The sequence below is a fragment of the Carnobacterium sp. FSL W8-0810 genome (assembly GCF_038007125.1).
Lineage (GTDB): Bacteria > Bacillota > Bacilli > Lactobacillales > Carnobacteriaceae > Carnobacterium_B > Carnobacterium_B inhibens.
The window spans coordinates 353,280-375,954 of sequence record NZ_JBBOWO010000001.1; the positions used below are offsets into that span (position 1 = coordinate 353,280).

Genomic DNA, 22,675 nt, shown 5'->3' on the forward strand with positions numbered 1-22,675 from the left:
ATGTCTGAATTTCTTACAACGTATTTCGAAAATGTTATTCCATTAAGAGATGAAATTATTGAAAGCACCTTACAAACACTCTACATGGTCATTATTACAGGGCTGATTGCTGGTATTCTTGGCCTAATTTTAGGAGTCATACTTGTTGTAACCGACAGAGGTGGGATTTTAGAACGACCACGCCTCTACAACCTACTTGATCAAATCGTCAATCTCTTTCGTTCTTTGCCTTTTATCATCATGATGGCATTGGTTGTTCCCTTAACTCGCTTGATCGCTCATACATCTATCGGTACAACAGCTGCTATCGTCCCTTTAGTTATCGGAACCGTACCATTCTTTGCTAGACAAATTCAAAATGCTCTTTTAGAAGTTGATCCTGGCGTTATAGAAGCTGCCGAATCAATGGGATCCAGTCCTTTAGAAATCATTTTTCGTGTTTATTTAAAAGAAGGAATGACAGCTATCATTCGTGTCTCTTCTGTTACCATTATTAATTTGATTGGTTTAACTGCTATGGCAGGAGCAATTGGTGGGGGCGGATTAGGTAACTTAGCCATTGCCAGAGGTTACAATCGTTTCCAAGGAGATGTAACGTTAGTCGCCACTGCTATTATCTTAATTATTGTATTCATTAGTCAATTTATTGGAAATGCTTTAATCAAAAAAACGAGTCACTAGATGACATTGGAGGAAAAAAGATGAACAGAATAAAAAAAGGTTTTTTAGGATTAACTTTAGCATTAGGGCTTCTTGTAACAACCGCTTGTGGAACGAACACTACTTCAGAGGCTGAAGAATCTGAGCCCATTAAAATTGGTGTTGTTGGAGAAGTGAATGAAGTTTGGGAGTTTGTTAAAGAAAAATTAGCCTCAGAAGATATTGAGATTGAACTCGTTAAATTCTCAGACTATGCTACGCCAAATGTAGCTCTTGCTGAAGGCGAATTAGAATTGAATTCTTTTCAAACGAAAATTTTCATGGAAGCTTTTAATGAAGATCATGGTGAAAACTTAGTGGCCATTGCCGATACGGTTATTGCTCCACTTGGTATTTATTCATCAAAGATTCAAGATGTTTCTGAGATAAAAGAAAATGATGTGATTGCCATTCCAAATGATGTTTCAAATGAAGGACGAGCTTTACTCTTACTTCAAACAGCTGGTTTGATTGAAGTTGATCCTTCAAAAGGCCAAGTTCCTGTAGTCGAAGATATTACCTCTAATCCTTTGAATTTAACATTTGAAACACTAGATTCTTCTCAAACAGCACGCGCTTTAGAAGATGTAACAGCTTCCGTCATTAATAGCGGAATGGCTGTAGACGCCGGATTCATTCCTACTGAAGATGCTGTGTTCTTAGAACCAGTTACTGATTCCTCTGATCCATACTACAATGCGATTGTTTCAAGAGAAGAAGATAAAGATAATGAAGTTTTCAAAAAGATTATAGAAGCTTACCAAGCAGAAGATACTAAAGAAGTCATCGAAGAAACATCAAAAGGCTCTTCTATTCCAGTGTGGTAAATGAGTACAACTAATAACAGTAAACAAATTAGAGAGGACGATGAATTATGACAACAGTAATCACTCAATCTACATTACATGAAGAAGTTCAACAAGGAGCTCAAGAGGTCATCGCCTTACGCCGTTATCTTCATCAACATCCTGAGCCAAGTCTAAAAGAATACGAAACAATCAAATTTATCAAAAATGAATTAGACAAGCTATCTATCCCTTACGAATCTGTTGGTGAAACTGGAGCTATCGGGACGATTGTTGGTAAAAAAGGACTAGGAAAAACGATTCTCTTACGGGCAGATATTGATGCTCTTGAATTAGAGGATGCTAAAGACAAACCTTATAAATCAACTAAAAAGGGATTACATCATGCATGTGGCCATGATGCTCACACATCAGCTTTATTAGGGGCTGCAAAAATTTTAAAAAACCATGAAGCTGACTTTTCAGGGACCATTAAATTAGCTTTTCAACAAGCTGAAGAAATCGGAGCTGGTGCACGACAATTTGTAGCGGGTGGATTTGTTAACGATGTCGATCAAGTTTTTGGTATACACGTTGACTCCTCTATCGAGACTGGAAAAATCGTTGCTACTGCTGGTCCAACAAATGCTTCTTGTGATATTTTTAAGATTAGGGTCAAAGGCGAAAGCGGTCATGCGGCTAGACCAGATTTAGGAAGAGATGCTCTTTTAACAGCTGCTGCCATAACGGTCGAATTGCAAAGTATTGTGGCTCGAGAAGTCAGCCCTTTAGATAATGTAGTTGTTGCTGTAGGAGTCTTAAACGCCGGAACTCGTTATAACATTATTGCAAATGAAGCTTCCCTTGAAGGAACGGTTCGTACATTTAGCCACGAAACACGCCAATTTGTATTAGCAGCTGTTGAACGTGTTGCACGAGATGTCGCCAAAGCTCATCGCACATCAATTGAATTTGAGAATTATGATGCAGCAGCTCCTCTTATCAATAATCAAACCGCTGCAAGTCGTGCTGCTCGTGTTGGTACAGACATTGTAGGAGCAGATAATATTATTCAAGATAATCCCAAAAGTTTAGGAGCAGATGACTTTGCTGACTTCTTAGCTGTTGCGCAAGGTGTTTATGCTCGTGTTGGAACTAAAAACCCAGCTAACCCAGAAACTTGGTACGGGCATCATCATGAAAATTTTGATATTGACGAAAGCGGATTAGCTATAGCCACAGAATTACATGTCAGATATGCTCTAGATTTTTTAAATGAACGGTAAATAAAAAAAATTCAGAACTTATTTTCTGAAAAAGATTGAAGCGAGTTGTTTTTCGCTTCTTTTTTTTGTCTTCTATTTCTCACAAAATTTTTAGTTAATGAAAAAACACAACATGTAGTGTAAAATATATTTCAGGTAACAACATATAGAAAAAAAGGATGTTACACTTACTACCCTTTTTTACTGTTATCTATTGATTTACATACATATTTTATTAAGGAGTGGTACCCATGATTGCAAATATCTACGCAAAAGCAACAATAGATGTTAACAAGTTAAATGAAGACATTCAAGCTTTTCCTCAAGTCTATCCGATAACTGATGATATGAACTTAACCTATAAAGGGGTTTCTCGCTTAGTTATGTTAGATCGGTATTCCTTTAAAGACCTCTCTAAATCTACTCTTTCTATAGGAGATTTAGTTGTTTTAACGGTTAAGCCAGACCCGCAATACCCTACAAGAGGAACTGGATTTGTTACACAGATCAACCATTCTCAACATACTGCTTCAATTTTGATTGATGAGGAATTCCGAGGATCCATTGAAGATGAGTATGAGCAAAAAACTGGAATCATTACTTGCAGCTTAGATGTGATTGAAAAACCGCTTGAAATTTTTTATGAACAAATTGCTAAACGAAATGCGACTGGCTTATCCGCTATAGAATCGACTCCTGAAAAAAGAAAAGCTGCTTATAATGCCTTTTATGAAGAATTAAAAAACTTGAATTTTATCCCTGCAGGACGCGTTTTGTATGGTGCAGGTTCGAAAACGGATGTCACTTATTTTAATTGTTACGTTATGCCTTTTGTCCCTGACTCTCGTGAAGGTATTTCGGATCATCGAAAACAAGTGATGGAAATCATGAGTCGTGGCGGCGGTGTTGGTACTAATGGTTCTACTCTTCGTCCGCGTCATACTTTAGCGCGTGGGGTTAATGGAAAATCATCAGGAGCTGTTTCTTGGCTAGACGATATTGCGAAATTAACTCACTTGGTTGAACAGGGTGGCAGCCGTCGTGGAGCACAGATGATTATGTTAACAGATTGGCATCCAGATATTCTTGAATTTATTATTTCAAAAATGCAAAACCCACGTATTTTACGTTATTTAATTGAAAATACCACAGACGCTCAAATAAAGAAGCTAGCTAATGAAAAGTTGAAATTCACTCCTCTTTCAGAACACGAAACTGCTATGTATCAAACTATTTTAAATTATAAAAATATGCCCGGGCGTGGTGGATTTGATGCAGCGACAATGAAAGAAGCAGCTGCTAAATTAAAAATAGGCGGCTCCTATAGTGTTCATGACCCTGACTTTTTATCAGGAGCAAATATTTCAGTTTGTTTGACGACTGATTTCATGGAAGCTGTTGAAAAGGACACTGATTATACTCTTCGCTTTCCTGCCGTAGAAACATACAGCCCAGAGGAAATGGAAGAATACAACACTAATTGGTCAGAAATTGGAGACATCCGTGAATGGGAAGCTTCAGGACATGGCATTCATACTTACCGAACAATAAAGGCTCGCGAATTATGGAAACTCATCACTATTTGTGCTACCTACTCTGCTGAGCCGGGTATTTTCTTTATTGATAATGCAAATAAGATGACGAATGCTGCTGCCTATGGGCAAAAAGTCGTTGCAACTAACCCTTGCGGCGAACAGCCTCTCGCTCCTTATTCTGTTTGTAATCTAGCAGCCGTTAACTTAGCCGAAATGGCCGATAAAGAATCTGGAACAGTCAATTTTGATAAATTAAAGAAAACTGTGCAAGTTGGTGTACGTATGCAAGATAACGTGATTGATGCCACACCTTACTTCTTAGCAGAAAACGAAAAACAAGCTTTAGGAGAACGCCGTGTTGGTTTAGGCATTATGGGTCTCGCCGACTTACTCATTTACTGTGGTAAAGAATACGGCTCTCAAGAAGGCAATCAATTAGTAGATAAAGTCTTCGAAACAATTGCAGTTTCAGCGTATGAAGCTTCTATTGAATTAGCAAAAGAACGAGGCAGTTTCCCTTTCTTAATTGGGAAAACTGAAGCAGAGACAGCTAAACTAAGAGAACAGTTCCTTCAATCGGGGTATATGAAGCAAATGCCAGAACACATTCACGAAGGCGTATTGAAATATGGGATACGCAATTCACATTTATTAACTGTTGCTCCAACTGGGTCAACAGGAACAATGGTGGGCGTTTCAACAGGACTTGAACCTTACTTCTCATTTAGTTATTTCAGAAGCGGACGTTTAGGCAAGTTTATCGAAGTAAAAGCTGATATCGTCCAAGAATACCTTGATCAACATCCAGAAGCCGATCCTGAAAGATTGCCAAAACAATTTGTATCTGCCATGAGTTTAAAACCTGAAGCTCATGTTGATGTTCAATGTACCATTCAACGCTGGGTCGACAGTTCTATTTCTAAAACAGTCAATGCTCCTAAAGGTTATACGGTTGAACAAGTTCAAAAAATTTATGAGCGTCTTTATAGAGGTGGGGCAAAAGGCGGTACGGTTTATGTAGATGGAAGCCGTGATACACAAGTACTGACATTAAAAGCTGAAGAAACGATTTGGGATGAAGAAATAACAAAAGAAGCACCGTCTTCAGAGCATCAACCACTTCAAACAGGTACTGTTAAAGAAGCGAATAACTATGGCAATGAGGTTGGCGATACTTGTCCTATCTGTCGACAAGGAACGGTTGAAGATTTAGGTGGCTGCAATACGTGTACCAATTGTAATGCCCAACTTAAATGTGGATTATAAACATAAATGGAGTTGAGACTTTTGTCCCAACTCCATCTTTTTTTATTCAAATTCTTTTAATTGGGCTTCACGTTGTGTTTTACGCCATTCAATAAAACCATTTCCTAAACCTCTTAGTAACACTTCACTCGTTCCAAGGTTTGTTGCCAAGGGTATTTCATAAACATCACATAGTCTTAACAATGCTGATATATCGGGTTCGTGAGGCTGTGCTGTTAAAGGATCTCTCAGAAAAATAACTAAATCAATTTTGTTGTCAGATACATACGCCCCTATTTGTTGATCGCCTCCAAGTGGGCCAGATTTAAAGCGATGTACTTCTAAACCAGTTGCATCAATGATTCGTTGTCCAGTCGTTCCTGTAGCAAATATTTGATGATCTTTGATAATTTCTTTATATGCTGTAGTTAGTTTTACCATTTCATCTTTTTTCTTATCATGTGCAATAAAAGCAATGTTCATATATGATCAACTCCATTCCTAACTTTATTCAATGATAACACTTACTTGAAAAAAAAGATAAGTCTAAACTTCCAAGCATTCTCGCCTTAGAAGCCCTTTCACTTGAAGACCTTTTTGGTCTGCGTTACACTAATTGTAGTTAAACTATAAGGAAAGAGGGATTATACATGGGAAAGAAAATTGCAACAGTAGTGACCAATTTATTTGAAGATGTTGAATTCACATCGCCAAAAGAAGCTTTAACAAATGCAGGACACCAAGTTATTACGATTGAGAAAAAAGCAGGCAATACCGTTAAAGGAAAAAAAGGAGAAGCTACCATTACTATTGATAAAGGCATTGATGAAGTTTCACCGGAAGATTTTGACGCACTTTTAATTCCTGGTGGTTTTTCACCCGATCAATTAAGATCAGATGATCGCTTTTTAGCTTTCACTAAGGCCTTTGCTGATGCAAAAAAACCTATTTTTTCGATTTGCCATGGGCCTCAGCTTTTAATTAATGCTGAAGTAGTCAAGGGTAAAAAAATGACTGCTGTCAAACAAGTCGGAGTTGATTTGAAAAATGCAGGTGCGTTATTTGAAGATAGTGAAGTTGTGGAAGACGAAAGTGGTATTATCTCCAGCCGTACACCTGATGATCTTCCAGCTTTCAATAAAGCAATCGTAGCCGCTTTAGATAAGTAATGTTTAAATAAGTAGTTTCTAATTTAATTCAACTAAAACTTTTACTTTTTTGTCATATGACACTTAGTTGACTGTGGTAAACTATAAAAGTTGTTTATTTAAAACTGAATTTATTTTTCACTCTCTTTTCTCCCCCTATTGAAAAGAGTCTTACCCCCTAGCTATCTCTTAATTGAGATAGCTTTTTTTATTTTAGAAACATCAAAATAGCCTTCTTTAAAAATACACTTTTTAAGAAAATCATAAAACTATCATCACATTTTCTTCATAGATTAACGTTATAGTTTATCTATACCAATAACAACCAACTTTTTATATTTTCATATTACCTTTTCTCCTCCAAGCAAAGGTAATGACTCCTTTACCACCCATTTTTCTAATGGGTGGTTTTTTTATTATTTATTTAAATTTTTCTTTTTATTTTACTTAATTTTGTCTTTTCTCACGCCACTGCTGTCTTTTATCAAGCTTACAACTTGACAAAAACTAAAAATTTTTGATATACTTAAGCAGCAAACAAGTGGTTGCTTGCTTTGAAAAGACCCTATAAAAAAAATACTTATCAGGAGGAATGTTATGGAATTCAGAACAAAAAAAATAGAATCTATTGTAAACCAGTTCAATAGTAACTCAGAAAAAGGGTTAACCTCAAAAGAAGTAGAACAGCATAAAAAACAATTTGGTGCCAACCAATTTGATGAAGAAGAAAGTATTTCTTTATTTTCAAAAGTTATTGATCAATTAAAAGATGTTACAGTTATTATCTTGATCCTAGCTGGAATTATCTCAACTTATATTGCCATCACTGAACACCCCGACGATTTCTCAGAACCTATCGTAATTTTCTCTATTATTTTAATCAACGTCATCATTGCTATCCGACAAGAAGGCAAAGCCGAAAAAGCTTTAGCTTCGCTACAAAGTTTATCTGCTCCACAAGCACGAGTGATACGAAATGACCAAGAAGAGGTTATTGAAGCAGCTGATTTGGTCCCTGGAGATATTTTATTATTAGAAGCCGGAGATCAAATTCCTGCAGATGCTCGTTTAATTTCTAGTAGTGATTTACAAGTAGAAGAATCGGCTTTGACTGGAGAAAGTGTGCCCGTTGAAAAAGACGAAAATGCAGAAGTTGAAGAAGACAGCCCAGTTGGAGATGTATTTAATACTGTTTTTTCGGGAACTTTGGTTACTAATGGACGAGCAAAAGCAATTGTCGTCACTACAGGTATGGATACCGAAATGGGTTCTGTTGCTAACTTATTAAATAGTACTAAACAAGGTAAAACACCCTTACAATCAAGAATGGATCGTTTAGGAAAACAAGTAAGTGTGTTAGCTCTAGTGGCAGGTATTATTATTTTCACCTTAAGTTTCTTTCAAGGTGAAGCTTTTATTACAAGTCTAATGACTGCTGTATCTCTTGCTGTTGCTGCAGTTCCTGAAACTTTACCCGTTATTGTTACGATCTCACTAGCTTACGGTGTTCAAAACATGGTTGACCGTAACGCCATTATTCGAACTATCCCTTCCGTCGAAACACTAGGCAGTGCTTCTGTTATCGCTTCAGATAAAACCGGCACATTAACTCAAAACCAAATGACGATACAAAAATTATGGGCTTTTCCACATAAACCCATTGAAGTTAAAAATGAATTTGGCGAAGATGAAAAATGGGTACTCAAAATGATGAGCCTAGCTTCAAATGCTACAATTGAAGATCGTGATGGCGAAGAAGTTATCAGCGGTGACCCTACTGAAACAGCCATTATTCGCTTGTTACAGAAAAAAGGATTGCCAAAGAACGAGCTAGATGAAACTTATCCACGTGTACACGAGATTCCTTTTGACTCTGGTCGTAAATTGATGACTACTGTTCACGAATTAGAAGATGGGTACATTTCAATCACTAAGGGTGCTTTTGACCGTTTGCCAGTTGAATTTTCTTCAATTACAGATGAAGTTGGTCAAAAAGCGAAAGCTATCCATGATTCATTTGCGAATGATGCTTTACGTGTTATAGCTGTTGGATATAAAAAATACGATCAACTTCCAGAGGATCTATCCCCTGAAGAGTTAGAAAGCGGCATTACGTTCGCTGGGATCGTAGGAATGATCGATCCACCAAGAGAAGAAAGTATTCAAGCTGTTAAAGAAGCCAAATCAGCTGGTATCAAGACGATTATGATCACAGGAGATCACGCTGCTACTGCTTCTGCTATTGCTAAACAAATCGGTATTTTCGAAGAAGGCGACAAAGCTATCACAGGTGCTGAATTAGGCAAACTTTCAGACAAAGAACTAAAAGAAACGATTCGTGATTATTCCGTTTATGCACGTGTTTCTCCCGAAGATAAAATTCGAATCGTTAAAGCATGGCAATCACATGGGGATGTTGTCGCCATGACCGGAGACGGTGTCAATGATGCACCTGCCTTAAAAGCGGCTGATGTTGGTACTGCCATGGGAATTACTGGTACTGAAGTAGCTAAAAGTGCTTCTGACATGATTTTAACCGATGACAAATTTGATACCATTGTTCATGCTGTTGAAGAAGGCAGACGTGTTTATGAAAACATCAAAAAAACCGTATACTTCTTATTATCATGTAATATTTCAGAAATTTTCATTATGTTAATTGCTGTCATTATGGGATGGGGATTACCTGTTATTGCGATTCAATTACTATTTGTTAATGTAGTAGCGGATGGAATTCCTGGTTTTGCATTAAGCAGAGAAAAAGCTGATCCAACTATTATGTCTAATGAACCAACTGCTAAAGGTGAAAGCATCTTCGCTAAAGGCGGATATCGTAACATTGCTATCGCAGCTCTCACTTTCACAGTTACGACACTCATCGGATTTTATGTTGGTTCATTTATTGATGTTGATTCTTCCATTACCGCAAGTCATGCAGTTGGTCAAACAATGGCTTTCTTAATTCTGGGTTGGTCTTCTGTCTTGCATATTTTCAATGCACGCAGTAAAGAGTCGATTTTTAAAGTTGGTCTTACGTCCAACTCTAGTTTATTCTGGTTAGCACTACTTTCTATTGCACTGATTACATTAGTAGCTACAGTTCCATTCCTAGCTGGTATTTTTGAATTAGTTGCTTTAAGTACGACTCACTGGATGATTGCTATTGGATTATCGTTGGCTATTATTGTAGTAGGCGAACTTCAAAAATTTATTATGAATAAGATGAACAAACCTTTTTAAAGCTATTGCAAATGAATGATTTTGATGTCCCTAAACTCATACAGAAGACATTAAAATAAAAAACGCCAAGCGAAAGACTAGTATTAGCCTTTCTGCTTGGTGTTTTTTTCCGCTTTTAATACGTATAATGCTCTTGCGGACCATAACCTTCGTCTTAGTTGACCATTATGGTTCGTATAGTGCTTTAAGTACCATATACTTTGTTTTAGTTGGCATTTTTGGTTCATATAGTGCCCTTTAAGTACAAATCTCATCAAATTATCAAATTCCTGCATACATTGAGAACGCTCAAATGAAGACTTCTCTTTCTACATCGGAAGATATAGAAATAAGAAAAATTAGTTTTTCATCCCAGAAACTGGTAAAATAAAGGGAATAGAATGGCTAATGATTTTATAAATAGACCTATTAAATCAAACCAAAGTTTTTAGGGGTCATTAAGAATAGAATGGATGAAAAAAAATGACGACTACTTCTCGACAATTATTATCTTCTTGTAAACGTATCGTTGTAAAAGTTGGAACCAGTACAATTATGTATCCTAATGGCACCATCAATCTACAACGCTTAGAAAAATTAGCTTTTGTTTTATCCGATTTAAAAAACCAAGGAAAAGAAGTTATTTTAGTATCTTCTGGAGCTGTTGGAGTTGGTATTTCTCACCTGCAACTGACTGAACGACCAAAAACGATTCCTGAACAGCAAGCTGTAGCTTCCGTAGGACAAACGGAATTAATGAATTTGTATAGTAAATTCTTTCACAGCTACGGACAAATCGTCGGACAAGTCTTAATGACACGAGATATAATCGAGTTTCCAACTAGTCGACTAAATGCGATTAACACATTTGAACAGCTTCTGATTAAAGGCATTATTCCTATCGTAAATGAAAATGACACTGTTGCCGTGGAAGAATTAGATCATCTGACTAAATTTGGTGATAATGATCGCTTATCGGCTATTGTTGCAGAGATTACTGCTGCTGATTTATTGATCATGTTATCTGATATTAATGGCTTTTATAATAAGAATCCAAATGATGAACCTGATGCGGTTTTATTTCATGAAGTTCATGCCATCACCGATGAGCTATACACTCTTGCTGGTGGAAAAGGATCAAGCTACGGAACTGGCGGAATGTCTACCAAGTTGATCGCTGCTAATCATATTTTAAAAAATTCCAGTCAAATGGTATTGGCTAACGGTGAAGACCCCACGATTATTTTTGATATTATTGAAGGCAAAGAAATAGGAACATTATTTTCTGCTGACTAAATTAAAAGGAGAGTTTTTATGGAAACTTTGATCCAACTAGGTGAAAAAGCGAAGAAAGCGGCACGCTCGCTTGCAAGAGCTACATCATCAGAAAAAAATGATGCTTTAAAACTAATGAGCCAAGCTTTAGTTGATCACACTGAAACCATTCTTACAGCAAATAAATTAGATTTAATTGCTGCTAAAGAAAATGGGATATCAGAAAACATGATTGATCGTTTAGTCTTAACTGAAGAACGCATTAAAGCTATGGCCGATGGAATCCTTGAGATAGCAGAATTGCCAGATCCCATTGGACAAGTTGATGGAATGTGGCAAAATGAAGCTGGTTTAACGATTGGCAAACAACGTGTTCCTTTAGGTGTGATTGGGATCATCTATGAGTCTCGACCAAACGTAACCACGGATGCCGGATCTCTGTGTTTCAAAGCTGGAAATGCGGTCATTTTACGCGGTGGTAAAGAAGCTATCTATTCAAATAAAGCTTTAATTCACATCTTACAAGATGCGCTTCAACCAACTGTATTTCCTCCAACAACGATTCAATTGGTTGAAGATACCACTCGTGAAAGCTCTAAAGAAATGATGCGATTAAATCGTTACTTGGATGTTTTGATCCCACGTGGTGGTGCAAAATTGATTCAAACAGTATTAGAAACAGCAACCGTTCCTGTCATTGAAACAGGAACCGGTAACTGCCATGTCTATATCGATAAAGATGCTCAATTAACTATGGCAACCGATATTATCGTAAATGCAAAATGTTCTAGACCTTCTGTATGCAATGCTGCTGAAACATTGTTGATTCATGAAGATGTAGCAGAAACTTTCTTACCTGTGATTGAAAAAGCATTGGCACCTTGGCATGTTGAATTAAGAGCAGATGAAAAAGCTCTCTCTTATCTGCAACATGCGATTCCTGCTACTCAAGAAGATTGGGAAACAGAATTCTTAGATTTTATTTTAGCTGTCAAAGTAGTATCTTCTTTAGACGAAGCAATTGAACACATTGATCGGTATAGTACTGGCCATTCTGAAGTTATTGTGACAGATAATTACGCTGCAGGTATGCAGTTCCATCGTGAGGTAGACTCTGCTGCTGTTTACATTAACGCCTCTACACGTTTTACAGATGGATTTGAATTTGGATTCGGTGCAGAGATCGGTATAAGCACTCAAAAATTACATGCTCGAGGTCCAATGGGACTTACTGAATTAACTTCATCTAAATACATCATTTTCGGTGAAGGTCAAATTCGTTAAACCTATCTTTTATTAATAAACTACAGGATAAAAATTTGGGATATACCTTAACTTCTGATTAAAAAAGACTTTCACTTTTCTACGGAAAAGTGAAGTCTTTTTTTGTAGTCACTTTTTCGTGAAACTAACTTTGACATAAAAGTGACTATCATTTTTAGATGCTACTCTTACGTGGAGAGCCATTCCATAGATGAGTGACACTAATTTCTCGCTCCACTTTTTCGTGAAAGGTCATTACATGGAAGAGTCACTCCTCCAGACAATCAGAAGGGTTAGAAAAAGTAGACCCTTCAAAGAAAACTCATTCCCACTTTGCTGAAAATGGCTAACACAAATGGGAATAAGTTTTAACTAACACTTTCACTTGATCTTATTGATTTTATTCTCCCTGTTCTCCTAATTGAATCCCTCTAGGTTCGACACTAGTCGAAAAAACAATCTGCGTATATGTTTTACCAAATTGCTGCAGTTCTCCGATAAATCCGTCCAGCTCAACTGTACTTGGGAAAGCCACCTTTAAAAGCATCGAATATTCTCCGGTTACACAATTACATTCTAATATATTTGGACATTTTTTGACAAAAGGATAAAATGTCGGCTTTTGTTTAGGGCTCAGTTCAAGATTTATAAATGCAGTGATATAGTAACCTAATTTGTGTAAATTTAATTGAGCAGTATAGCCTGTAATAATTTCTTCTCTCTCTAAACGTGAAATCCGTGCAGACACAGCAGGTGAAGATAAAAATGTTTCAGCTGCAATTTCTTTCAATGACGCTCGTGCATTACTTTCTAATAATTGAATAATATGTCTATCAATGTTATCCATTTTATCCCATCCTTTTCACAGATTCTCTTTCTATTAAGATTATACATTTAGATGTAGACATTTCAAGGATTCATTTTATTACAGCTTAATAAAATGAAGTTTATAAAGGGAAATCCAGTGTTTTATAAGTTGAAACACGACTATACCAATCAATTGTTTTTTCTTTTTTTCATCTATTTACTCTGTGTTTCAATCATGGTATCTTCTTATTTATATTTCAACAACAGCTTTTTACATTGAATTGGAGGATTAGGATGATTATGCATACACGAATAGAATTTGATTCAATTGGCAGCTTACCCATTCCAGGTGAAGCTTACTATGGCATACAATCTCTGCGGGCAAAAAATAATTTTTCGATATCGGGAGAAAAACTGCATCCTATTTTTATAAAAAACTTAGCCATTATAAAAAAAATAGCAGCTATTACCAATTATCAAGCAAACAATTTATCTGGTACGGTTGCAAATGCAATCTGCGAGGCATGTAACGGAATTATTGCAGGAGAATTTCAAACAGAATTTATCGTGGATACCATCCAAGGAGGCGCTGGTACTTCTGCAAATATGAACATGAATGAGGTCATTGCACACAGAGCTAGTGAAATTCTGGGTGGAACAAAAGAAAAGTATGATCTGGTACACCCAAATGATCACGTTAACTGTTCTCAATCGACAAATGATGTTTTTCCGAGCGCTGGAAAACTAACAGTCTTGGAACTCATGCCACAGCTTATTTCAAATCTTTCTTACTTAGAGAGGTTACTGGAACAAAAAGCAATAGAATTTTCAGACGTGATCAAGATGGGCAGAACGCAATTACAAGATGCAGTTCCCACAACTTTAGGACATTCTTTCAAAGCCTATCAATCTGTTGTTCACCGTGATATCAAACATTTAATCGCCATAACAGCTGAAATGTACACTCTTAATATTGGTGCTACCGCTATTGGAAATGGAATCAATGCTTCTGTTGAGTATTCCTCAACTATTGCCGAAAATCTTGCCCGTGAACTGCAGTTGCCCTTAAAACAAGCTGATAATCTGTATGACGCCACTCAAAATGTTGATAGCTTTGTTCGGGTTTCAGGAGTTATAAAAACAGCTGCTATCTCTCTCTCAAAAATGAGCAACGATCTTCGCTTATTGTCCAGCGGTCCAAAAACTGGTTTTGGTGAAATTAATTTACCCGCTAGGCAAAATGGTTCTTCCATTATGCCTGGAAAAGTCAATCCCGTCATTCCAGAAGTTGTTTCTCAGGTTGCTTTTCAAATTGTTGGGAATGATGTTACCATTACAATGGCCGCAGAATCGGGACAACTTGAATTGAATCCTTTTGAACCAATTATTTTTCGTAATCTTTTCAGCTCTATTGAACTGCTTACAAATGCCGTAATGACCTTAGCAGACAACTGCATTGTCGGAATCACTGTTAATGAGGAACATTGCCGAGATCAAGTTGAGAAAAGTGTTGGGATCGCTACTGCTCTTTGTCCTTTTATCGGTTATAAAAAAGCAAGCGAAGTAGCAAAAGAAGCTTTGAAAACTGGGCTTTCAATTCGACAAATTTTACTTAAAAGGAACTGGCTGACTAAAGAAAAAATCGATGACATTCTTGATTTAAGAAAATTAGCTGAAGGAAATGTTCCTTCAAATGATGCAGCTGTTGGAGCAGTGACTGAAATACATTAATAAAGATGATTGATTGCTACATGCTCTTAAGCAAAAAACACTCTCTTACGTTTAGATGTGATGCCCATTTATTAAAAACTGCATTTGTTTTATAATGAAAGATGTTGTGATTCTATTTCATAATAATAAGAATGTCGGTTTTATGGAACACACTATTTATGCACTATTAGTACTTTAATTTGTACGAATGCAATACAGATAGTTGCAAATGAAGAGGATGATACTTGATGACACAAATAAAACGGATCGCAGTAATCGGTGGCGGTATTGTAGGAGCTACTGCTGCATTTTATCTTAGTCAAAAAAACTATGAAGTAGATATCTATGATGATGGAGTAGGCCAAGCAACCTCTGCTGCTGCTGGAATCATCTGTCCATGGCTATCTCAACGCCGAAATAAAGAATGGTACCAACTAGCCTCTAAAGGAGCAGCTTTTTATCCACAACTCATGCATGATCTAAATGAATCGCTTACTGATTCTGATATTTACAAACAAGTAGGAACTCTTGTCTTCAAAAAAAATCCTAACTTACTGAAAAAGTTAGAAAAAACTGCTCTTAAACGCCTGGAAACTGCCCCAGAAATTGGCACGCTCTCTCTCTTATCTCCAAAAGAAATCAAAGCTAAATTTCCTATATATGACTCAGAAGAATCAGCTTTATTTGCTACTGGCGGTGCACGTGTTGATGGTTCTTTATTGACAAAAAAATTAATTGATCAAGCTATAGTTAACGGAGCCAGTCATTATGCTGAAAAAGTTGTATTATCTCAACCTAACTCAGCTGATTATATTATTCGTTCTAAGACACAAACCAAAACTTATGACATAGTTATCTTAGCAGTAGGCGCATGGTTACCAGAATTATTAAATCCACTTGGTTTAGATGTTGATATTCGTCCTCAAAAAGGGCAGTTGGTTCAACTTCACTTACAAAAAGATATGTCCAATTGGCCTGTAGTTATGCCAGATGGCGAAAAAGACATTATTCCTTTTGCAAATGGTAAAATTATTGTAGGAGCTACACATGAAAATGATGGTGGCTATGATTTAACCCCTACTAAAGAAAAACTAGCGCTTATGTTAGAAGAAGCTAAAGAACTTGCTCCCGAATTAAAAAACGCAACTATTACAGGAATCCGCGTTGGTACAAGAGCGTATACTTCTGACTTTACTCCTTTTTTTGGAGCTGTTCCGAATTATCCTAATCTTTTTGCAGCAAGTGGCTTAGGTTCATCCGGACTAACTTCGGGTCCGTTGATTGGAAAAATGTTAAGCCAGCTTATCTCAGATGAGCCCACTGATTTGCCTTTAACTGATTACCCAGTTGAACGCTACATTAAAAAACAAGACTAAAAAACGAGTTCTTAATTGAACTCGTTTTTTAGCCTTGTTTAGAATATTTTACTTTTACAACTATTCTGTAACTACTGAATATTCACCAGTTAGCGGATCCATTTTTTTCAGTTCTTTTGTTGCTAAATTGTATTCAAACATGCCCACCATATTAGAAATTCCAACTCCATCTACTTCGTGAGAATGGCGGATCTCAACTGTATAGGTTTGTTCATTTGTTTTAGTTGCATAAAATTGATTATCTTCTGGAGATATTCCAGTAATCGAAACAACTGCATCCAATACTGTAGTCATTTCTTCTTCAGGAGTTGCCTCTGTTGTTGCATTGCTAGATTCAGCTGTTGCAGCTTCTTTATCGCTTAACCAGCTGCTGATCTCATCATCAGAGACCGTTTTAATGTCTTTACCTGTTGCTTCTGCGAATTCAGCTGCTGCTAAATCTGAAGTGCGTTCTGTTTTATAAGCTGAATTTTCTATAAGAGCTGTAGCTTCACTTGCCTTAGCTTCTTCAGCCTGAGCAAGAGTAATTTGTTCTTTCAAAGTTGTAGCTTTGGTTTCAATTTCATTGTACTCTGATAAATCATTTTGAAGCAATACACCAATCGTACCCGCAGCTTCATCATACTTACCAGCATCATACTGAGCTGACCCGTCTGTATACATTTTGTTATATTTTTCTTGTAATGAAACTTCTTCTGGCTCTTCTATTGTTGAATCTACCTCTTGAGAAGATGTTGTTTCAGAAACAGCTGACTCAGATACCATAGACTCAGAGTTTGTTGCTTCAGAAGTAGCTCCCTCATTTTCATTATTCGTTCCACAAGCACTTAATGCTACCATTCCTAAAGAGATGATCAATAAACGACTCCAATTTTTTTTCATTTCTTTTCCTCCTTGTAAAACCTTTTCTTTATTATACCTTATTTATCCATACTCCTCATTAATTTACAAAATTTTAAAGATTTCTTATTTTTCAAACGTAATTTCCTCTCCTATATCAGAAATTTAACATAACACTAGACAGTAAAAATGCCCTTCTGTTATAGTTATGATAATACAATCATTTCTTAATGGTATGTAAACATATAGGGAGGTGAAATCATGAAGAAATTTATAGATGAGTTTAAAGATTTTGCTTTTAGAGGAAATGTACTTGATTTAGCCGTCGGTGTTGTTATCGGTTCTGCTTTTACAGCTATTGTTACTGCTCTTGTTAATTATATTATTATGCCTCTCGTTGGTATTCTTACTGGTGGAACAAATATCAAAAACTTATCCATAGATGTTGGCGGTGCTAAACTAGAATACGGCGCTTTTTTGCAAGCTGTTGTAGACTTCATTTTAATTGCACTCGTGATCTTTATTTTTATTAAGATTATTAATAATGCTGCCAATAAATTCAAAAAAACAGAAGAAGTTACAAAAGAGGTTGAGATTCCTGCGGCAGAACAATATCTTAAAGAGATTCGCGATTTATTAGCAGAAGATAAAAATAAAACGAATCTTTAAATTTAAAAAATTAATTTATTTTTCTTTTCAGTACCCTTTATAGAAAAAATACACGTACCTATCCTGTAAATAAGGTACGTGTATTTTTATTTACATTTTAAGTAAGTTATCCAATTAGAATTCATGAAAAGCTGCATAAACTTCTTGCTTCTTTAGTCCTCGTAATTTAGCAACTTCTTTAATCGCATCTTTACTGGTGAATTCCATTTCATTGATCATTAAATCTACATGTTCTTTTAACGACAAAGCCTCCCAGCTTGTATCTTCTTCCATTAAAAGAGATCCTGCACTATTTCCTTCAACGATCAAACAGAATTCCCCTCTGATTTCATTCGTCATTGACCATTCAATCGCTTCTTCGATCGTTCCTCTTATAAACTCTTCGTACCGTTTTGTTAATTCACGGCAGCATACAATGCGTCGCTCCATTCCAAAAACGGTAGACATATTTTTCAGTACTTCTTTTAAACGGTGCGGCGATTCATATAAAATAATCGTTTCTGGTCGATGATTCAATTCCTCTAAACTAAGCAGCTGCTCCTTTTTTTTGCGTGGTAAGAAACCAAAAAAATAAAAAGGCTGTGGACTGATTCCAGATGCGATCAAAGCTGTCAGTCCAGCATTCGCTCCTGGCAAAGGAATCACTGGAATACCAGCTTGTATACATGCTACAACTAATTCGTGTCCGGGATCGCTGATAGAAGGCATCCCAGCATCGCTTACTTGTGCAATGGTCATTCCTGCTTCTAACTTTTCAATCAACTGTCCGATCCGTTCTTGTGTATTGTGTTCATGAAAACTAATTTGAGGTGTTTTTATTTCATAATGATTTAAAAGCTTTTGTGTGTTACGCGTATCTTCAGAAGCAATTAAATCTACTTCTTTTAATAGCCTTACCCCTCTAAAAGTCATGTCTTCTAAATTTCCAATGGGCGTAGGAATTAGGTATAAACTTCCGCCTATGGATTGTTCAAAACTCTTTTGACTCTGCATGTTTTTCACATTCCTTTGCTTCAATTTGCTGCATATTTACTAAACAAGATTCCGTTGGTAGCACAGGAAACTGAACTCCTTGTTTTGTTAAATAATCCAATTTCTTTTTACGCGTTTGCTTTTTAAAAGCATACTCAGCTTTAGTAGCTGCACTTCTAGAAGGATATCCTTCTGCATAAATCATTTTTACTGGCCTTCTTGTTTGGGGTTTAGTGTACTTAGCCCCAACACCTTGATTATGTTCTTCTTCTCGTCTAGCCAGATCTGTAGTATACCCACCGTAAAAACTTCCATCGTGACAGTACAACACATAAAAATAACTAACGGATTCCATGCAGCATTGCGCTCACTTCTGGCAAGTACTCATTATCGTCACTGTACACAAATAGTGGCGGCAAAACGCGAAAGCCTGTCTCTTTTCCATCTTTTATACCTTCAATTAATAATGTATTGGCTTCTTTACCCACTTTTGGATAGACCAAACGCATTTTTTTCGGCGCAATCCGATGCTTTTTCATGGTCTCTAAGATTTCAATTAATCGATCGGGACGATGAACAAAATACGCTTTTCCATTCATTTTTAATAAACCACTTGAAACTTTCATGACCTCATCCAAATTTGTATGCAATTCGTGTCTTGCAATAGCTAAATGGGAATTAGGATTTTTTATACTTTTTTCTCCCACAGCAAAATAAGGCGGGTTACACGTTAATGTATCTACGGTATCTTTTGGGATCCATTGGCTTGCATCACTCAAATTGCCTTGGATAATGGAAATTTGGTCTTCTAAACCATTGATTTGGATACTTCTGTTGGCCATACCGACCAATCTTTCTTGTATTTCAATTCCAACAATGGGACTAGCTGTTTTTTGACTAAGCAATAAACCGACTACACCATTACCTGCACATAAATCAACAATTTTTGCCCGATCGTGTTTAGCAGGTTGAGCGAAATCTGCTAACAATACAGCATCTAATGAAAAAGAAAAAACGGATGGGCTTTGGATAATAGATAAATTATGACTAAGTAGCTGATCCATCCGTTCATCGCCCTGTAACCACTGGTTCATTATTGACACTTCCTTCAATTATACTCATTTTCACTATATCATATAGGAGTTCTCTTTCCATATAAATGAAGTGAACTCTTATTTATTTTTATTGGCTTTATTCTTGAATACTTAAAATAATCTTTCCTGTATTTTTATTTTCTTCCATATGAAGATGAGCACTTGTAACATCGCCAAATGAGAACGTCGTGTCAATTATTGGTTTAATAGAGTTGTTTTCAAAATACGGCATAACTTTTTTTACAAATTCATTCGTTAATTCCGCTTTATATTGATCACTTCTAGGAGTCAAAAGAGTACCTTGAATGGCAATTCTTTTTTGTAAGAAAACTCCTAAATTAACCTTCTCAACGATTGTACCCCCAAGAGTTCCAATCAAAATCCATCGGCCGTCTGTTTTAATACTTGCAACATTTTGATCCCAATAAGAAGCTCCTATAAAGTCTAAAATCAAGTCCACACCTTTATTTTGAGTGTAATCCAAGACTTCTTTGGCAAAATCTTCTTTTTTATAATTGATTCCTTTATCTGCACCAAGTTCTTTACAAAATTCTAATTTTTCTTCTGATCCAGCCGTAACAATTACGTTTGCTTTTGTCATTTTTTTTGCTAACTGGATAGCAGCTGTCCCAACTCCGCTAGCTCCTGCATGAATCAGAACCGTCTCCCCCTGTTTCAACTTTCCTAACCAGTAAAGTGTTTGGTACGCTGTTAAAAATACTTCTGGAATAGCCGCAGCTTCCTCAAAACTCATGGTATCTGGCATATGAAAAACACGGTCTGCTGGCATTGCCACATATTCAGCATATCCTCCATGATTTACTAAACCAGCTACTCGTGTTCCAATTGCTATTTTCTCATCAGCTAAATTACTATCAACAACTATTCCAGCTACTTCTACGCCTAATATAGGGTATGGTTTTGACAATTGTTTGTTTTCTCTTGTCAATGTATCTGTTCTATTTATAGCACTTGCTTGAACCTTTATAAGGAGTTCTCCTTCTTCAAGACTAGGTACGGGACGTTCTTGGATTTCTAATTGTTCAGAACCACCCGGTTTTTTTATTGATATTGCTTTCATTATCGATACCAACTCCTCGTGTTTGTTTAATGTTACTATACCATTTGACTACTATCTTTCCCAATGGTTTAATCTAGTTGAAATCAATTTTTCAACTCAAATTGATCACCAATAAAATCAAAAAATAATGAACTACACGTAAGTCTTAACAAGTAACAGTGAGGCTTCATACACAGACATCAAATTTGACATTAGTGAAGAACGCCAATTGATTTTCAAACAAAAATACTTTACATAGCAAAAAACTTGTAGCCATTTTGTTCCATAAGGTTACAAGTTTTCTTATTTAATTCATTATTATCTTCTTTCGCCATAAATAACATCCAAGCAAAACGCACAAGGCTCATCATTCACTCTTCTTGAACCATAAAACACATTGCAAACATGAAATCCATCTTCATATAACTTTTCAAGATTTAAGCGTGATTTACTCATTTCTGGTTCCACGACTTCTTCATCTGACCGTTGTTGCTTTTCAAGATCACTCAAACGGTCTCTTAAATGTTGATTTTCAATGCGAAGAGTCGCATTTTCTTCAACTAATGTTTCAACCTCTTTTTTTATCTCAGAAATTTGATGTAGAGTAGCATCCGTATCAAGTTCTATTTGAGTAAAACTATCATATAAAGTTTTTTTGTCCATCCATTTTCACCCACTCTTTGCTATGATCATCGTTTTAGTCATCTTTTCATGCCTTTACTTCATTAATTGTAATACAAGCTGTTCAAAAACTCCCTGAGCATTGACATTACTCTCTAATTTCTTACGACTGAGTAAAATAGCTTCAATAGATTGTATCATTTTACTGCCTGTATATGCTATTTTAATTTGGTTCAGTTCTTTCTCATAGCGCTTATATGCCAATACATCAAATGCATTGTACTGCAACATCATCACATCACGATAGGCTAATAAGATTAACTCTATCAACATTCTATGTGCATCACGATCTTTAAAATGAGGCATAATAGTTGTTTGTACATAAATGAAACTTTGATTATCTCTACTTGTAATCAACGAAAACCATTTCCAAGCAATTGTTTTAGCTTCTTGGAACCATTCATTTCCATTCATTTCGAGGGCTTCTTCTAAACTATTGGTCAACTGTACCAACAAAGAAGCTTGATTAACAGAAAGTCCTTTAGTTTCAAGTTCAGTCATCAATTTTTTTTTCGTTAGAGATTGAAAATGAACTAATTGACACCTAGATAAAATGGTAGGAAGAACTCGATTTTTAGCAGTAGTCAATAAAAATGCTACGGCACTGCCTTCAGGTTCTTCTAAAAATTTGAGTAAACTATTTGAAGCTCCTGTAGTCATTTTTTCAATATCTTCAACAATAAAAATCTTTTGAGAACTTTCTACACCACTTTTGGAAAATTCTGCTTTTAAATTGCGTACCTGTTCTACTTTTATGGATAGTCCATCTGGAACAATCTCAATGACATCGGGGTGTTGGTGATCAAAGACACGTCTGCAGTTTTGACATTTCCCGCAAGGAAGACCATCGAAGCTTTCTTGGCAAAGTAAACTAGCGGCCAACCACAAACTCATTTCTTTTTTACCCGTTCCAGAAACTCCTTCAAATAAATAGGCATGTGCCAATTGCTTTTGTTGTACCGTTTTTTTGAATTGTTTGACTAATACAGGCTGTAACCAATTTAATTTCTCTTCGATTCTCATCACAACCCA

20 protein-coding genes are annotated in these 22,675 nt (G+C 36.3%); 11 read left to right on the forward strand and 9 right to left on the reverse strand.

Translation table 11 applies throughout. From position 1 onward, the window contains the following. From NST49_RS01760 to NST49_RS01775, 4 genes are all read left to right on the forward strand, one after another. On the forward strand, nt 1-681 hold the full coding sequence (locus NST49_RS01760; protein ID WP_341046722.1) for a methionine ABC transporter permease: 681 nt from the start codon (nt 1-3) through the stop codon (nt 679-681). A 20-nt stretch (nt 682-701) separates the two neighbouring features. After that, entirely contained in the window at nt 702-1,526 is an 825-nt protein-coding gene (locus tag NST49_RS01765) for a MetQ/NlpA family ABC transporter substrate-binding protein (protein ID WP_341046724.1), read from the forward strand. A gap of 47 nt (nt 1,527-1,573) precedes the next feature. Beyond that, nucleotides 1,574-2,770, forward strand: a complete 1,197-nt coding sequence (locus NST49_RS01770) for an amidohydrolase (RefSeq protein ID WP_023176730.1) — start codon at nt 1,574-1,576, stop codon at nt 2,768-2,770. Nucleotides 2,771-3,000: 230 nt separating this feature from the next. Further along, nucleotides 3,001-5,550 carry a vitamin B12-dependent ribonucleotide reductase gene (locus tag NST49_RS01775; protein WP_341046726.1) on the forward strand — a complete coding sequence of 850 codons (2,550 nt, stop codon included), beginning with the start codon at nt 3,001-3,003 and terminating at the stop codon, nt 5,548-5,550. Nucleotides 5,551-5,592: 42 nt separating this feature from the next. Here NST49_RS01775 and mgsA read toward each other — a convergent pair whose 3' ends face one another. Further along, nucleotides 5,593-6,012: a methylglyoxal synthase gene (gene mgsA, locus NST49_RS01780; RefSeq protein ID WP_034538125.1), complete on the reverse strand. Its 420-nt coding sequence runs from the start codon at nt 6,010-6,012 to the stop codon at nt 5,593-5,595. 167 nt (nt 6,013-6,179) lie between these two features. On the opposite strand from mgsA, the gene NST49_RS01785 reads away from it, so the two are divergent. From NST49_RS01785 to NST49_RS01800, 4 genes are all read left to right on the forward strand, one after another. Next, complete coding sequence (locus tag NST49_RS01785) at nt 6,180-6,698, forward strand: type 1 glutamine amidotransferase domain-containing protein (protein WP_023176727.1); 519 nt, start codon at nt 6,180-6,182, stop codon at nt 6,696-6,698. A gap of 576 nt (nt 6,699-7,274) precedes the next feature. Then, entirely contained in the window at nt 7,275-9,917 is a 2,643-nt protein-coding gene (locus NST49_RS01790) for a cation-translocating P-type ATPase (RefSeq protein WP_341046728.1), read from the forward strand. A 462-nt stretch (nt 9,918-10,379) separates the two neighbouring features. Continuing rightward, a complete protein-coding gene (gene proB, locus NST49_RS01795; protein ID WP_023176725.1) occupies nt 10,380-11,192 on the forward strand; it encodes a glutamate 5-kinase in 813 nt (270 codons plus the stop codon). A gap of 18 nt (nt 11,193-11,210) precedes the next feature. After that, nucleotides 11,211-12,455 (forward strand): glutamate-5-semialdehyde dehydrogenase, encoded by a 1,245-nt coding sequence (locus tag NST49_RS01800; protein ID WP_301426399.1) that lies wholly within the window; start codon nt 11,211-11,213, stop codon nt 12,453-12,455. Nucleotides 12,456-12,834: 379 nt separating this feature from the next. On the opposite strand, the gene NST49_RS01805 is transcribed toward NST49_RS01800, so the two are convergent. Next, a complete protein-coding gene (locus tag NST49_RS01805) occupies nt 12,835-13,281 on the reverse strand; it encodes an Lrp/AsnC family transcriptional regulator (RefSeq protein ID WP_187949098.1) in 447 nt (148 codons plus the stop codon). Between the two features lie 254 nt (nt 13,282-13,535). Between NST49_RS01805 and NST49_RS01810 the strand changes: the two genes are divergently transcribed. Together NST49_RS01810 and NST49_RS01815 are read left to right on the forward strand one after the other, a co-directional pair. Then, entirely contained in the window at nt 13,536-14,972 is a 1,437-nt protein-coding gene (locus NST49_RS01810; protein ID WP_202882027.1) for an aspartate ammonia-lyase, read from the forward strand. A 227-nt stretch (nt 14,973-15,199) separates the two neighbouring features. Beyond that, the gene (locus NST49_RS01815; RefSeq protein WP_341046733.1) at nt 15,200-16,327 is read left to right on the forward strand and encodes an NAD(P)/FAD-dependent oxidoreductase; all 1,128 of its coding nucleotides are present in this window, start codon (nt 15,200-15,202) and stop codon (nt 16,325-16,327) included. 60 nt (nt 16,328-16,387) lie between these two features. On the opposite strand, the gene NST49_RS01820 is transcribed toward NST49_RS01815, so the two are convergent. Next, a complete protein-coding gene (locus tag NST49_RS01820) occupies nt 16,388-17,209 on the reverse strand; it encodes a hypothetical protein (RefSeq protein ID WP_034538118.1) in 822 nt (273 codons plus the stop codon). Nucleotides 17,210-17,428: 219 nt separating this feature from the next. Here NST49_RS01820 and mscL point away from each other — a divergent pair, with 219 nt between their 5' ends. Next, entirely contained in the window at nt 17,429-17,836 is a 408-nt protein-coding gene (gene mscL, locus NST49_RS01825; RefSeq protein ID WP_023176716.1) for a large conductance mechanosensitive channel protein MscL, read from the forward strand. Between the two features lie 114 nt (nt 17,837-17,950). Here the strand turns inward: mscL and rsmI are convergent, their stop codons facing one another. The 6 genes from rsmI to holB form a co-directional block, all read right to left on the reverse strand. Further along, nucleotides 17,951-18,829, reverse strand: a complete 879-nt coding sequence (gene rsmI / locus NST49_RS01830; RefSeq protein WP_023176715.1) for a 16S rRNA (cytidine(1402)-2'-O)-methyltransferase — start codon at nt 18,827-18,829, stop codon at nt 17,951-17,953. After that, complete coding sequence (locus tag NST49_RS01835; protein ID WP_023176713.1) at nt 18,807-19,163, reverse strand: GIY-YIG nuclease family protein; 357 nt, start codon at nt 19,161-19,163, stop codon at nt 18,807-18,809. The genes rsmI and NST49_RS01835 overlap by 23 nt, the downstream gene beginning before the upstream one ends. Next, nucleotides 19,150-19,902, reverse strand: a complete 753-nt coding sequence (locus NST49_RS01840) for a tRNA1(Val) (adenine(37)-N6)-methyltransferase (RefSeq protein WP_023176712.1) — start codon at nt 19,900-19,902, stop codon at nt 19,150-19,152. Before NST49_RS01840 ends, NST49_RS01835 begins: the two co-directional genes overlap by 14 nt. Before the next feature lie 97 nt (nt 19,903-19,999). After that, nucleotides 20,000-20,983 (reverse strand): NAD(P)H-quinone oxidoreductase, encoded by a 984-nt coding sequence (locus NST49_RS01845; protein WP_341046736.1) that lies wholly within the window; start codon nt 20,981-20,983, stop codon nt 20,000-20,002. Nucleotides 20,984-21,280: 297 nt separating this feature from the next. Further along, nucleotides 21,281-21,625, reverse strand: a complete 345-nt coding sequence (locus NST49_RS01850) for an initiation-control protein YabA (protein ID WP_023176708.1) — start codon at nt 21,623-21,625, stop codon at nt 21,281-21,283. 54 nt (nt 21,626-21,679) lie between these two features. Continuing rightward, the gene (gene holB / locus NST49_RS01855) at nt 21,680-22,666 is read right to left on the reverse strand and encodes a DNA polymerase III subunit delta' (protein ID WP_251166277.1); all 987 of its coding nucleotides are present in this window, start codon (nt 22,664-22,666) and stop codon (nt 21,680-21,682) included. Nucleotides 22,667-22,675 lie beyond the last annotated feature (9 nt).